The sequence below is a fragment of the Geodermatophilus sp. CPCC 205761 genome (genome assembly GCF_051383655.1).
In the GTDB taxonomy this organism is placed as follows: Bacteria; Actinomycetota; Actinomycetes; order Mycobacteriales; family Geodermatophilaceae; genus Geodermatophilus.
Genome location: NZ_JALPKQ010000007.1, coordinates 88367 through 101572 on the forward strand (window position 1 = coordinate 88367; position 13206 = coordinate 101572).

Annotated in this window: 12 protein-coding genes, 1 pseudogene and 1 riboswitch; of the genes and pseudogenes, 5 read left to right on the forward strand and 8 right to left on the reverse strand. The window is 76.3% G+C overall.

Annotated elements, in window-relative coordinates:
* Positions 1-8 precede the first annotated feature (8 nt).
* Both MY526_RS06155 and MY526_RS06160 read left to right on the forward strand, forming a co-directional pair.
* Entirely contained in the window at positions 9-581 is a 573-nt protein-coding gene (locus MY526_RS06155; protein WP_436694102.1) for a hypothetical protein, read from the forward strand.
* Positions 582-595: 14 nt separating this feature from the next.
* A complete protein-coding gene (locus tag MY526_RS06160) occupies positions 596-1081 on the forward strand; it encodes a hypothetical protein (protein WP_436703472.1) in 486 nt (161 codons plus the stop codon).
* A gap of 12 nt (positions 1082-1093) precedes the next feature.
* Here MY526_RS06160 and MY526_RS06165 read toward each other — a convergent pair whose 3' ends face one another.
* Genes MY526_RS06165 through MY526_RS06175 form a run of 3 tightly spaced genes read right to left on the reverse strand, consistent with a single transcriptional unit; the run spans position 1094 to position 3366 of the window.
* Positions 1094-2419, reverse strand: a complete 1326-nt coding sequence (locus MY526_RS06165) for a serine hydrolase domain-containing protein (protein ID WP_436694100.1) — start codon at positions 2417-2419, stop codon at positions 1094-1096.
* A 27-nt stretch (positions 2420-2446) separates the two neighbouring features.
* Positions 2447-2773 carry a DUF3817 domain-containing protein gene (locus MY526_RS06170; RefSeq protein WP_436694099.1) on the reverse strand — a complete coding sequence of 109 codons (327 nt, stop codon included), beginning with the start codon at positions 2771-2773 and terminating at the stop codon, positions 2447-2449.
* Complete coding sequence (locus tag MY526_RS06175; RefSeq protein ID WP_436694098.1) at positions 2773-3366, reverse strand: hypothetical protein; 594 nt, start codon at positions 3364-3366, stop codon at positions 2773-2775. Before MY526_RS06175 ends, MY526_RS06170 begins: the two co-directional genes overlap by 1 nt.
* 6 nt (positions 3367-3372) lie before the next feature.
* Between MY526_RS06175 and MY526_RS06180 the strand changes: the two genes are divergently transcribed.
* Complete coding sequence (locus MY526_RS06180) at positions 3373-3939, forward strand: hypothetical protein (protein WP_436694097.1); 567 nt, start codon at positions 3373-3375, stop codon at positions 3937-3939.
* Here the strand turns inward: MY526_RS06180 and MY526_RS06185 are convergent.
* Together MY526_RS06185 and MY526_RS06190 are read right to left on the reverse strand one after the other, a co-directional pair.
* Positions 3917-4294, reverse strand: a complete 378-nt coding sequence (locus tag MY526_RS06185) for a DUF2568 domain-containing protein (RefSeq protein ID WP_436703474.1) — start codon at positions 4292-4294, stop codon at positions 3917-3919. The genes MY526_RS06180 and MY526_RS06185 overlap by 23 nt on opposite strands.
* A gap of 130 nt (positions 4295-4424) precedes the next feature.
* Positions 4425-5480, reverse strand: a complete 1056-nt coding sequence (locus tag MY526_RS06190) for a C40 family peptidase (RefSeq protein WP_436694095.1) — start codon at positions 5478-5480, stop codon at positions 4425-4427.
* A 15-nt stretch (positions 5481-5495) separates the two neighbouring features.
* Positions 5496-5639: riboswitch (cyclic di-AMP (ydaO/yuaA leader) on the reverse strand.
* Positions 5640-5990: 351 nt separating this feature from the next.
* On the opposite strand from MY526_RS06190, the gene MY526_RS06195 reads away from it, so the two are divergent.
* Together MY526_RS06195 and MY526_RS06200 are read left to right on the forward strand one after the other, a co-directional pair.
* The gene (locus tag MY526_RS06195) at positions 5991-7547 is read left to right on the forward strand and encodes a phytoene desaturase family protein (protein WP_436694094.1); all 1557 of its coding nucleotides are present in this window, start codon (positions 5991-5993) and stop codon (positions 7545-7547) included.
* 2 nt (positions 7548-7549) lie between these two features.
* Positions 7550-8302 (forward strand): annotated as a pseudogene (locus MY526_RS06200) (YhjD/YihY/BrkB family envelope integrity protein); the annotation flags it as partial.
* A 71-nt stretch (positions 8303-8373) separates the two neighbouring features.
* Here MY526_RS06200 and MY526_RS06205 read toward each other — a convergent pair.
* From MY526_RS06205 to MY526_RS06215, 3 genes are all read right to left on the reverse strand, one after another.
* A complete protein-coding gene (locus MY526_RS06205; RefSeq protein ID WP_436703475.1) occupies positions 8374-10806 on the reverse strand; it encodes a transglycosylase domain-containing protein in 2433 nt (810 codons plus the stop codon).
* A 123-nt stretch (positions 10807-10929) separates the two neighbouring features.
* Positions 10930-11115, reverse strand: a complete 186-nt coding sequence (locus tag MY526_RS06210; RefSeq protein ID WP_436694092.1) for a hypothetical protein — start codon at positions 11113-11115, stop codon at positions 10930-10932.
* Positions 11116-11186: 71 nt separating this feature from the next.
* Positions 11187-13196, reverse strand: a complete 2010-nt coding sequence (locus MY526_RS06215; RefSeq protein WP_436694091.1) for a HelD family protein — start codon at positions 13194-13196, stop codon at positions 11187-11189.
* Between the last annotated feature and the right edge of the window lie 10 nt (positions 13197-13206).

Below are 13206 nucleotides of genomic sequence, written 5' to 3' on the forward strand. Positions count from 1 at the left end.
TCGGAGCCGTGCGCCGGACGACGACCTGCCTGCTCACCGCGGTGGTGCTGCTGATGGCCGGGTGGGTCCTGGCCGTCCCCGCCTCGGCGTGCAGCTGCGCCGGTGAACCGCTGACCGCGCAGGTGGAGCGGGCCGACGCCGTCTTCACCGGCCGGCTGCTGTCCCGCGAGGTGGGCGGCGGGTCGAGCAGCACCGACCCCGCGCTGCACGTCTTCGCCGTCGACACGGTGTGGAAGGGCAGCGTGGCCGCGGAGCAGGGCGTCGTGTCCGCGGCGTCCGGGGCCAGCTGCGGGCTGGAGCTGGCCGGGGACGGTCCGTTCCTCGTCCTGGCCACCCGGTCGGCCGACCTCGACGAGGGGCAGCTGGCGGCCGACCTGTGCGGCGGCACGGCGCCGTGGGCACCCGAGCTGGCGGCCGAGCTCCAGGCCGCCACCGGCAGCGACGGGTCCGCCGGCCCGCAGCCCAGAGCCCCCGGCACGGAGCCGGCCGGTGGCGTCCGCGCCTGGGGGCTGGCCGCCGGCGCCGTCGCCGCCGGTCTCGTGGCGGGCCTCCTCCTGTTGGCCCGGCGGGCCGCGCGGTGAGGAACCACCACGCCGTGGCGGGCGACGGGGGCACCAGCCTGCTCGGCTGGGCGGTGCGCGGGGCGGCCGCCGGCGCGGCCGGCACCACCGCGCTCAACGCCGTCACGTACCTCGACATGGCGGTGCGCGGCCGGCCCAGTAGTTCCACGCCCGAGCGGACGGTGGAGACCCTGGCGGAGAAGGCACACGTGCCGATCCCCGGGGACGGCGCGACGCGGCAGAACCGGGTGCAGGGGCTGGGCCCCCTGACCGGGCTGGTCGCGGGGGTCGGCGTGGGTGTCCTGGTCGGGCTGGTGCGGGCGGCCGGCTTCCGGTCCCGGCCGCTGGTCGGCACGCTGCTCGTCACGGCCGGCGTCCTCGTCTCGACCAACGGCCCGATGACCGTGCTCGGCATCACCGACCCGCGCACCTGGTCGGCGACCGACTGGGTCAGCGACCTGGTGCCGCACGTCGCCTACGGCGCGGTGGTGACGACGACCTTGGACGCCTTCGACCGCTGAGGTGACCGCCGCTCAGTGCCGCCAGCCGCGCTCGTCCACCCCGCCGGGCACCGGGGCCTCCGGGTCGTAGGGCGTGCGGGTGAACACGAAGGTGCCGAGGTCGAGGTGGTCGTCGGCGATCCGCAGGGGCTCGCCGGCGTAGTACCCGTCCAGCCCGACCCAGGTGCCGTCGTCGTCACGGGTGAAGCGGCTGGCCCGCCCGGCCCGGCCGGGCATCGGGCCCAGGTGCAGCAGCCCCCCGGGCAGCGCGCGCAGCACGTGCGGCGCCGGGCCCCAGAACCAGACCCCGAGGCTCTCCAGCGGAACGGGAGGCGGTGACGGCGTCCACGGGTCGACGACCCGCGGCTCGGCGGCGCGCAGGTCGGCCAGCAGCCCGAACGCCACCGGCTCGGGGCCGCTCGTCGCATTGGCCAGCGAGACCGCCCCGGCACCCTCCTCGCGGTCGACGAACACGCCCGCGAGGAAGCCCGGCATAGAGCCGCCGTGGCCGACCAGCGTCCGCCCGTCGACCCGCATCACCTGCAGGCCCAGCCCGTAGGACGACCAGCCCGGCGCGGAGGCGTCCACCCCGGCAGGCACCGTCATCTCCTCGAGCGTCCCGGGATCGAGCACGTCACCGGTGTCGCCGAGCAGGAACACCGCGAAGCGGGCGAGGTCCGCCAGCGTGGCCCAGAGCTGCCCGGCGGCCGCCATCACGCCGGCGTCGTGCTCGGGCTCGGGGAGGACGACGTCGGCCCACGGGTGCACCGCGTGGCCGTCGGCGGCGGGGGCGACCGGCCGCAGCGTCGTCCGGCTCATGCCCAGCGGCGCCAGCACCTCGGCGCGGACGACCTCCTCCCAGGACCGGCCCCGGGCGCGCGCGACGAGCTCGCCGAGCAGACCGAAGCCGAGGTTGGAGTAGTGGAACCGGCGCGCGGCACCGAGGACGACGTGCTCCTCGCGCAGCTCCAGCTCCGCCAGCGAACCACCCGGCGTGCGCTCCCACCACCCGCCGGGGCTCTCCGCGGCCGCGCCGGCGACGTGCGCGAGCAGCTGCCCGACGGTGCGGCTGCCCAGCGGCGTGCCGGGCACGTGCCGGTCCAGCGGGTCGTCGAGGTGCAGCCGGCCCTCGTCGCGCAGCCGCAGCACCGCGACCGCGGTGACCGTCTTGCTGATCGAGCCGAGCCGGTACTGGACGTCGGTGTGCGGTTCGGGCACCGCCCCGCGCCCGGCCGACCACGCCAGCCCGCCGTCCCGGACCACGCCCGCGACGAGGCTGGGCGCCCGCCCGTCCCGCTGCACGCGGGCCACCCGGGCGAGCAGCTGGCGGGCGGTGGACGGCAGGACGGGCTCGGGCATGACCCGGAACGGTAGCGAGCCGCCGCGTCAGGAGGTCGGCACGGGCTCCGGCAGCGGCAGCCGCCCGGTGCGGGTGGCCCAGCGGTCGAACCAGAGCGTGGCCAGCGGCGGTACCGAGGCGGCGAGCGCGAGCAGTGCGGTGCGGGCGTTCCAGCGGAGCACCCGCGCGGCAAGCAGCGCCACGAGCACGTAGGCGACGAAGATCCCGCCGTGGATCGGGCCGAAGATCTGCACGCCGCGCTCGGAGGTCGCGAGGACCCACTTCACGAACATGCCGAACAGCAGGCCCACCCAGGAGCAGGCCTCGGCGAGGGCGACGGCGCGGAAGGCGAGGGCGACGGCGTGCGGTCTCATCACCCCCCATCCTCCCTGACGCGCCCGTCGCGGTACGCCGCGCCCCGCGGGGACAGCTCGTAGCCGACGGCGAGGCTGCGGGTCAGCCCGAGCTCTTTCAGCCGGCGGACGTCGCGCTTGAACGGCAGCGTCTCCCGGCCCAGCACGGCCGCCAGGTCGGGAGCGCGCACCCCGGGCCGCTCGGCGATCAGGTCGAGCACGGTGCGCGTCCACGGCCCGTCGGCGCGGGCGGCGTCCCACCGGTCCAGCCGGGCGTCGAGGGCGGCCCGCTCCTCCGGCGAGAAGGTCGCCCGCTCGCGCAGCGCCACGCGGGGGTCGGCGCCGGCGGCCCGCACCCGCATGCGGTAGACGTGCGTGCCGGGACGACGGTCGAGGAGGCGGAGCAGCCGGTCCCGCGAGGGGACGCCGGCGGCCGCGGCGTCGTCATCGGTGATGTCGGCGAGGTCCACCTCGGTGACGTCGACGATCTCGACCACCCCGGCCGGCGTGCGCTGGGTGCTGCCCGGGTGCATGCGCGGCCGGTCCCACCGGCGGAAGGCGAGCGTGACCGACCCGTCCATGATCGCGGCGGCGGTGGCCGGTGGGATCAGCACGGACGGATGCTGGCAGGGTCGACCGGCGTGCGGGGTCTGGCGCGGCGGGAGTTCTGCCTCGTCCTGCTCCGCCGGATGGCCGACGTCCGCCCCGATCTGGTCGCCGCGGCGCTGCCCCGGCTGGGCGCCACCCGGGGAGAGGCCCATGCCGCGCACACCCGCTGGCAGGCGCTGCAGCACTCGCCCCGGGCGCCGCGCGGGCTGGCGCTGCGGACCGCCGTCCTCGGGCCGCCCGACGAGGTGGAGGACCGCCGCTTCGGGGACCTCGACGTCCAGGTGCGGCGCTGGCCCCTGCCGCTGTGGCCGCACCTGTACTGGGAGGTGCTGTCCGGCCCCGGCGGGTCCGTGCTGAACGAGCACCTGGTGCCGGCGCCCGGCTCCCCCGTGCCGCCGGCACGGGCCGGCCGGCTGCTGGTCTGGGAGCACGTCCTCGACGACGTCGTCGGCCTGCCCGGCGCGGTGAGCGTCGACCCCGGCGTGGGAACCCGCTGGGAGGTGCACCTGCCCGGCGGAGTGCGGGCGCAGTTCGTGTGGGGGCTGCTCCAGCAGGTCAGCGGGCCGCCGCCGCGCTGACCGCGCTGACCGGGGCCTGCGACGTCAGCGGGCCGGACAGCAGCGAACCCAGCACCGCCGCGACCACGAGGAGGACCGCCAGGCGCGGCGAACCCGTCGCGAGCAGCGCGGCCGCCGCCGCGCCGAAGACCACCACCTTGGTGAGGACGGCGAGCACCGCGACCTGCACGACCGCCTGCGGTGCCGCGAACAGGCCCCACAGCAAGGCCGCGACCAGCGGCGCGCCGAGGGCGAACAGCCACCGGGTGGCCGTCGAGTCGCCCGCGGTCGCCCCCCAGTGGCCGAGGGCCGCCAGGGCCGCGAGTTCGGCGGCGAACGCGACGCCGGCCCACATCCACTGCCATCCCTGCGCCATGGTCGGCTCCTCTGCGATCATCGATCTGCTTCGAGAGCAGTGTTCACACCGCAGGACGCGACGTCAAGACCCGGACACAGCGGAGCCCCGGACGCACGCGGCGTCCGGGGCTCCGGGAGCGGACGGGGTCCTAGCCGGCGATGCGGTTGAAGCGCGGGGTCGCCCCCATGTCGTCGACGCTGGCGACCTTCACGACGTCGCCGGAGGTCGGCGCGTGGACCATCTGGCCGTTGCCCAGGTAGATGCCGATGTGGCTGACCGGGCTGTAGAAGGCGACCAGGTCACCAGGGCGGGCCTCGGCCCGCGAGACCGTCCGGCCCATCTGCGACTGCAGGCGGCTGGAGTGCGGCAGGCCGATCCCGGCTGCCTTGTAGGCGTAGAGCACCAGACCGGAGCAGTCGAAGGAGCCCGGCCCCTCGGCGGCCCACACGTAGGGCTTGCCGCGCTGGGCCATGGCGGCGTCGATCGCCTTCTGGGCGGCGGCGCTGTCGGCCACCACCGGACCGGCGGCGGCCGGCTCCTCGCGCTCCGTGCGGCTGGCCCGCTCCTGGCCGGCTCCGTGGGCGGTGGCCGCGGCCGCCAGGGCGGCGCGTCGCTCGTCGGCGCTGAGCCGCGCGTAATCGGCCTGGTAGGCGGTGATCTGCTCCTGCAACTCGGCCTGCTGGGCGGCGACGGCGTCGTACTGCTGCTGGGCCTCGTCCGCCGCCCGGTCCGCCTCGGCCTGCGCCTGCGCGGCGACCTCACCGGCGGAGGCGGCCTGCTCGATCAGCCCGTTCTGGTGGCCGGCGACGGCGTCGAGCAGGTTCACCCGGTTGACGAACTCGTCAGCCGAGCCGCTGGTCATCAGGGCCCGCAGCGAGCCCATGCTCTCGCCGGTGAACGCGCTGCGGGCGATGCCCCGCACCTGCTCCTGCGCGGCGGCCACGACCGCCTGCGCCTCGGCGACCTGCGCCGCGGCGGCCTGGGCGGCGGCCTGCTGGGCCTCGAGCTCCGAACGCGCCTCGTTGAACTGCTCGGTGACGACCTCCAGCTCGTGGCCGCGGGCGGCGACGAGGGCGGCGGCCTCCTGCGAGGAGCCCGGCGCGGCACCGGCCACGGCCGGGAGGAGCGAGACGCCGATGGCGCCGACGAGGACGACGGCGGCCCGTCGCCAGGCAGCGCGACGGGACGCGCGAGGGGTCGCCATGGTGCGGCGGCTCTCCGTTCTTCCGCAGGCCGCCTACCGGGTTAGCTGACGGGTTCGGACGGGAAGTCGCCCGGCGCGGCCGGCCGGAGGCCGGGCGCGCTTCACCCCAGTGCTGCGGTGGGTCCCCGGCCCGCACCCCCGGGGAGGAGGGAGAGGCTCGGCGGCGTCCGGGGAGTGTCACCCAGGGTGGTGACGGAGCGCCCCGCCGGACATACACACCGTAATGGCCGGAACTCCGCGGTGACAATTACCTGGATGTGATTTCGTGGACTCTCGCCTCGACTCCGCAGGCGGGTGGAGCACCTGGGACCGGTGGTGCGGGTGGGGTTTGGGCGGCCGCCCACGGGAGCACGGGGACCGCATGGATCTGCAGCGACCCCTCGTGGTGCCGGCCTCGTCGGGGCGCTCGCAGGGTGCGGCAGCACCGAGACCGGCGGCCACACCGACGCCGTGCGCCACGAGCAGGACGCGACCAGGGAGGACGGCTGACCGGCCGGTTACGGTCCGCCGGTGAGCGCGCGGAGCAAGTACGACGCCGTGGTCGTCGGAGCGGGGCACAACGGCCTGGTGGCCGCGGCCTACCTGGCGCAGGGCGGCTGGTCCGTCCTGGTCCTGGAGCGGCTCGAGCGGGTGGGTGGCGCCGCGGTCAGCCAGCAGGTCTTCCCGGGCGTCGACGTCCGGCTGTCGGCCTACTCCTACCTGGTCAGCCTGCTGCCCGACCGGATCGTCGCCGACCTCGGCCTGCAGCTCACGCTGGCCGACCGCGCGGTGGCCTCGTACACCGCCGTCGCCGGGGGGCGCGGCCTGCTGGTCGAGCGCGCCGAGGGACCGGCCACCACCGCGTCCTTCCGCGAGCTGACCGGCTCGGACGCCGAGCTGGCGGGCTGGCGCCGGTTGTACGGCCGGCTGGCCATCCTCGCCGAGGACCTCGCGCCCACGCTCACCGAGCCGCTGCTCTCCCCCGCCGAGCTGACCGGCCGGCTGCGCGACCCGCGGCTGTTCACCGACCTCGTCGAGCGGCCGCTGGCCGACGTGGTCGCCGACGACCTGCACCACGACGTCGTCCGCGGGGTCGCGCTCACCGACGGGCTGATCGGCACCTTCGCCGACGTCCACGCCGCCGACGGCCTGGCCGGGCGCTGCTTCCTGTACCACCTGATCGGCAACGGCACCGGGCTGTGGCGGGTGCCGGTGGGCGGGATGGGCGCGGTCACCGGGGCCATGGCCACCGCCGCCCGCGGCGCCGGCGCGGAGCTGGTCACGCGGGCGACGGTCACGGCGATCGAGCCGCGCGCCGACAGGGTGACCGTGCACTGGACCGACGGCGACGGCGCGGAGCGGGCGGCCGACGCCCGGTTCGTCGTCTCCGGCGCGGCACCCGAGGTGCTCGACCGGCTGACCGGCGCGGCGCCGCGGACGACGCCGGACGGCGCCCAGCTCAAGGTGAACATGGTGCTGGCCCGGCTGCCCCGGCTGCGCTCGGGCGTCGACCCCGCCGTCGCCTTCGCCGGCACCTGCCACGTCGACGAGGCGGCCGGCCGGCTCGACGCCGCCTACGCCCAGGCCGCCGCGGGGGAGCTGCCCGACGTCATCCCGTTCGAGGTCTACTGCCACTCGCTGTCCGACCCGTCGATCCTCGGGCCGGCCGAGCGCGCCGCCGGGTACCAGACGCTCACGCTCTTCGGCCTGCACACGCCGGCCGGGCTGTTCCGCGCCGACCCGGTGGGCACCCGCCGCGAGGCGGTGCGTCGGGTGGTGGCGCAGCTCGACGCGCACCTGGAGGAGCCGCTGCTGGACTGCCTGGCCCGCGACGCCTCCGGTGAGCCGTGCCTGCAGGCGGCCTCCCCGCTGGACGTCGAGGCGTCGCTGGCCATGCCGGGCGGCCACATCTTCCACGGCGACCTCGCCTGGCCGGTCGCGCCGACGCCGGCGGAGGCCGGCACGTGGGGCGTGGCGACGCCGCACCCGCGGATCGTGGCGGCCTCCTCCGGGGGCACCGTGCGCGGCGGGGCGGTCAGTGGCCTGGGCGGCTACGCCGCCGCCCGGCACCTGCTGGACCGGCGCTGAGGATGGGGTCGGCCGCGCGGCTGCGGACCGAGGCGTCGTCCCTGGTCCGCGGGGCGGGGCGGCGGCTGCGCGGCCGCGACCTCGCGCTGATCGCGGCCGGGCTCACCTTCTACGCCGGCGTCGCCGTGGTGCCGCTGCTGCTGGTGGCCTTCTCGCTGACCGCGCTGCTCACCTCGCCCGGCACCGTCCGTGACCTGGCCGGCCGGCTCGCCGACCTGCTGCCGCCCCAGCTGGGAGCACCGGAGGCGCTCCGGGCCCTGGCCGACGCGGGCGTCGCCATGGGCCCGCTCGACTTCGCGCTCGCGCTGCTCCCGCTCTCGCTCTACGGCGAGGGGCTGCGGCGGGCGCTGCTGCGGTTCACCCCGCGCCGGGACACCGACACGCTCACCGGCTGGCGCGGCCGGCTGCTCGGCCTGCCCCTGGTGCTGGCCACGCCGCTGCTGCTGTACCCGCTGCTGCTGGCCGCCTCCGCCATGGCCGACCTCACCGAGCGCGGCAGCGTGCTCGGGAGCTTCGCGGTCGGCTACTACTCGGTGCTGTTCGCGCTCACCGTGCCGCTGCTGTGGGGCTTCGGCGTGGTCGCCAGCGGGCGGCCGCGCTGGTCGGCCCTGGTGCCCGGGGCGCTGTTCACCGCGGCCTGCCTGTCGGGCTTCCTGCAGGGCTTCGTACTGTTCCTGTCCCTGCCGCTGGCGCTGGGCGCGCCGTTCGGCGGGCTGACCGTGGTCGGTGCGGTGGTGGCGATCAGCCTCTGGCTGTTCCTGTTGCACCTGGTGCTGATCGGCGGCTGGCTGCTCACCCAGTCCCTCGACGAGCGGATCCGCTCCGGTCAGCCGTCCCCGTCGTCCCCGTCGCCGTCCCCGTCGCCGTCCCCGTCTCCGTCGCCGTCGGCCGGTTCGGCAGGGGCGACCGGCGGGCCGCCACCGTCCGCGGGCGGTCCGGCGTCCTCGGGCGGAGCCTCCTCCGGTGGCGCCGGCTCGTCCGCCGGTGGCGGCTCCTCGGGCGTCGGCTCCGGCTCTGGTTCGGGCTCGCGCCGTGGCGCGACGTAGTCGGAGCCGTTGCTGACAAGGATCGAGACGACCTGCCCCTGCACCGCCCGGCCGCCGCGCGGCGGGCTGGTGCCCAGCAGGGTCCCGGCGGGACGGTCGCTGTCGATCCGGACGGTGGAGTGCTGGAAGCCCGCGTCGGACAGCGCCGACTCGCAGGCCCGGACCGAGGAGCAGCCGGGGACCGGCCGGGTGTTGCCGTTCTGCACGACCTCGTCGGCCGGCGGGAACTCCCCGCTGCCGCGGGCCTCGAGGATCGGGGCCATCGCGTCGCGCCAGATGGTGGCGCCCTTGCCGCCGCCGAACCCGCCGACGTCCTCGTTGCGCTTCGGGTTGAGCACCATGACGCTGGCGGTGATCTCGGGGGTGTAGCCGACGAAGGCGACCGAGAAGTTGTCCTGCGACGTCCCGGTCTTGCCGGCGATCTGGTGGCCGGGGACGTAGGCGCGGGTGCCGGTCGCCCCCGGGTTCCCGGGCTCGACGTCCTTGCGCAGCATCTGGTTGAGCGTGGTGGCCACCCCGGGGGGGATCGCCTCCGGGGTGCAGCGGTCGCCGACCGCCAGCGGCTCGCCGTCGGTCCCGACCGCCGGGTCCCCGTGCTGGTCGAGGACGGCGGTCACCGGGACGACGTCGCACTGCGTGCCGCTGGCCGCCAGCGTCGAGTACGCGCTGGCCAGGCCGAGCGGGCTGGTCGGCTCGGGACCGAAGGTGAACGACCCCCGGTTCTCGTCGATGACCCGCTGCGGCAGCTCGGGGTCGTTGAACTGGAACAGGCCCATCCGCTCGGCCATCCGCACCGGCTCCTCGACGCTGCCGAGAGCGTCCTCGAGGGCGAGGAAGTAGGTGTTGGACGACTGGTAGAGCGCGGTGGTCAGGTCCAGCGTCGGGCGGTAGGTGCCGGCGTTCTCCACGTCGTAGCGCCCGGCGCCGTCCCGGTAGACCCGGGAGACGTAGGGGTCGGACGTGGTGAGCGTGTAGAAGCTCGAGTAGCCGCGGGCCAGCGCGGCCGCCGCGACGAACACCTTGTAGGTGGAGCCCGAGCCCTGGCTGGGCGCGACGTTGAGGTTGAAGGACTCCTGCGCCGGGTCGTTCTTGTCGTAGCCGAAGACGCGGTTGACGCTCAGCGCCAGCAGGTGGCCGGTGCCCGGCTCCACCGCGCTGAACATGCCGGCCAGCGAGTCGCCCATCGGCAGGGTGTTGAGGACGGCGGCGTCCCCGGCGCGCTGCAGGTCGACGTCCAGGGTGGTCTGGATGACGTAGCCGTTGTTCTCCAGGGCCTCCTGGGTCAGCCCCAGCTCCTGGATCAGGTAGCGCTGCACGAAGTCGCAGACGAAGGCGCCGACGCTGGCCTGGACGCAGCCGCGGCGCGGCGCCGGGCTCGGGGCCAGGCCCAGCGGCGCGGCCTGGGCCTCCGTGGCCTGCGCGACGGTGACGTACCCCTGCTCGGCCATCCGGGAGAGGACCTCGTTGCGCCGCTGGGTCGCCGCCTCCGGGTTGGTGAAGGGGTCGTCGGCGGTGGGGCTCTGCGCCAGCCCGGCCAGCAGGGCGGCCTGGGGCAGGGTGAGCGCGGCCGCGTCGATGCCGAAGAACGCGCGGGCGGCAGGCTGCACCCCGTAGGCGTTCTGCCCGAAGTACACGATGTTCAGGTAGCGGGTGAGGATCTCGTCCTTGGAGTAGGTGTCCTCCAGCGCGAGCGCGACCCGCGCCTCGCGGAGCTTGCGGCCCACCGTCTGCTCGGTGGCGGCGCGGCGCTCCTCGGGGGTGTTCGCCGTCTGCAGCAGGGTCTGCTTGACCAGCTGCTGGGTCAGCGTCGACCCGCCCTCCTGCACGCCGCCGGCGGCCAGGTTGGTGAGCAGCGCCCGCATCGTCCCCTGGACGTCGAGGCCGTGGTGCTCGAAGAAGCGGGCGTCCTCGATGGCGACCATCGCCTGCTTCATGACGTCGGAGATTTGGTCGTGCTGGACCGGCGCACGGTTCTCGTCGTAGAAGTAGGTGATCGGCTCACCGTTGGCCGCCAGCAGCACCGTGTTGGCCGGCGGCGTGTCGATGGTGAGCTCCGTGGGGAGGTCACCGAGGAGGCTGGTCGACTGCTGGGCGGCCGCCAGGGGACCACCGACCCACGGGAAGAGGAGTCCTGCGACGAGTGCCCCGGCCGCGACGATGGTCGCGAGCAGCTTCAGCAACGTCGTGACCCGTGCGTCCGAGCGCAGGTCCATGGGCCCCCTTCCGTGGAGGCCCCCACTGGAACAGAGAAGCGCGTTGTCCACAACCACCCGCGCCGGATGCGCGGGAGGCTGATGTCGAAGCGTGAGGGGCCGCGGACGGCGGGTGGGGGAAGGCTACCGGCGCGTCACCCCCGGCCTCCCCAGCTGCTGGACCCGCGGCACCGCGAGGGCCAGCAGGACCGCGACGGCGAGCAGGACGGCCTTCTCGGCCGGCCCGGTGCCCACCGCGAAGACCAGCGAGACGGCCGTGACCAGCAGAACGGCGACGACGACGAGCAGTGCGGCGCGCACGACGGCCATGCCGGCATGGTGCTCTCCCCCGCCGCGGCCGACCAGGGCCGCAGGCCCCGTCCTCTGGACGCGGTCACCTCTCATTCCGCGAGCAGCGGGGGCAGGTCGCCCCGGTGCACCACGACCAGGGTGCTCACCGCCCGGGTGAGGACGACGTACAGCCGGTGCAGCCCGCGCGGCTCGGCGGCGGCGATCGCGGCCGGGTCCACGACGACGACCGCGTCGAACTCCAGGCCCTTGGCCAGCGACGCCGGGACGACGGTCAGCCGCTCCGCCTCGCCGTCCTCGGTGAGCACCGCGGCGGGCAGCCCGGATGCGGCGAGCGCCAGGGCCACCTCGGGGGCGGCGTCGTCGGCGCAGACGACGCCCACCGAACCGGGCGCGGCGACCAGCTCCCGGACGGCGTCGGCCACCGCGCCCCCGGGTCGGATCCGCAGCGACCCGGGTCCGCGGCGCACCGCCGTCGCCGCGGCCAGGCCCGGGGCGATGACCGGCAGCAGCCGGTTGGCGTAGTCCAGCACCTCGCCGGGCACCCGGTAGCCCCGGGTGAGCGGGCGGACGACGGTGTCCGGGCGGCCCAGGCCGGCGAGGGTCCGCCCCCAGTCGGCCGCCGCCCAGGGGCTGGTCGCCTGCGCCAGGTCGCCGAGCACGGTCAGGGAGCCCGCGGCCAGCCGGCGGGCGACGGCCCGGCACTGCATCGGCGAGAGGTCCTGCGCCTCGTCCAGCACGACGTGCCCGTAGCCACCGGTGCGCTCGATCAGCCCGGCCACCTCGTCGACGAGCACGGCGTCCGCGGCGGTCCACGGCGCGGTCCGCAGCGGGCCGGCCGGGCGGAGCAGCAGCTCGTGCTCGCCGTCGTCGAGCACGGTCCGAGCCGACCGCGCGAGTTGCGCCGGGTCGGTGAGCAGGGCGTGCACCAGCTCCGCCGCGTCGCGGGCCGGCCAGACCGCGTCGCAGAACGCCCGGACCTCGGGGCTGCGCGCGGCCCGGCGGGTCTCGGCGTCCGTCGGGCTGCCCCCGGCCTCCTCGGCCTGCCGGCGGGCGTCCTCGGCCAGGCCCATCGCCAGCCGGTCGCGGCCGGCGGCGTAGTGCACCGCGCGCTGGTCGTCGGCGGCCCGGCCGCGGCGGCGCAGGTCGTCGACGGCGCGCTTGAGCCGCTCGACCGGGACCCGGTACCGGCGCCCGGCCAGTGGCACCGCGACGTCGCCGGCCGGCTTGGCGATCGCGCCCCACAGCGCGCGGTGCAGCACCTCGGCCATGCGGGCGTCGCCCTTGAGGACGGCGGCCGCGGGCGGGTCCGCGGCCCGCACCGGCACCCGCGCGGTGAGCTCGGCGAGCGTCGTCTGGTCGACGTCGACCGCGCCGAGGGTGGGCAGCACCTGCTCGATGTAGCGCAGGAACGCCCGGTTCGGCCCGACGACGAGGACGCCGGTGCGGGCCAGCTGCCCGCCGTGCGTGTAGAGCAGGTACGCGGCCCGGTGCAGGCCGACGGCGGTCTTCCCGGTCCCCGGGGCGCCCTGCACGCAGATCGACTCGGCCAGCGGAGCCCGCACGATCGCGTCCTGGTCCGGCTGGATGGTGGCCACGATGTCGCGCATCGGCCCGCTGCGCGGCCGCTCGATCTCCTCCCGGAGCACCCGGCTCTCGCCGTGCGGCGAGCCCAGCAGCTCGTCCTCGTAGCCGGTGAGCTCGCCGTCGGAGAACCCGAACCGGCGGCGGCGGACCAGCCCCTGCGGATCGGCGGGGCCGGCCTGGTAGAACGGCCGGCTCATCGGTGCCCGCCAGTCGATGACGACCGGCCGGCCGGACTCGTCCCGGACGTGCCGGCGGCCGATGTGGAAGGTCTCCGTGCCGGTGTCGGTGCGGCCGAAGAACGGCGGCACCCCGGGATCGGCGGCCAGCGCGCGCAGCCGCTCCGCGCGGGCGGCGCCGAGTCGCTCGGCGGACCAGGGGTCGACGCCGGCGTCGTCGACCGCGCGGGTGGCGGCGCGCATGGCGGTCAGGCAGTCGGCCGCGTGCGCCAGGTGGGCGCGCTCGGCGGTGAGGACGGGATCGGGGGCGGGAGTCGTCTCGCTCGCTGCGGAGGACACGGTCGGAGGA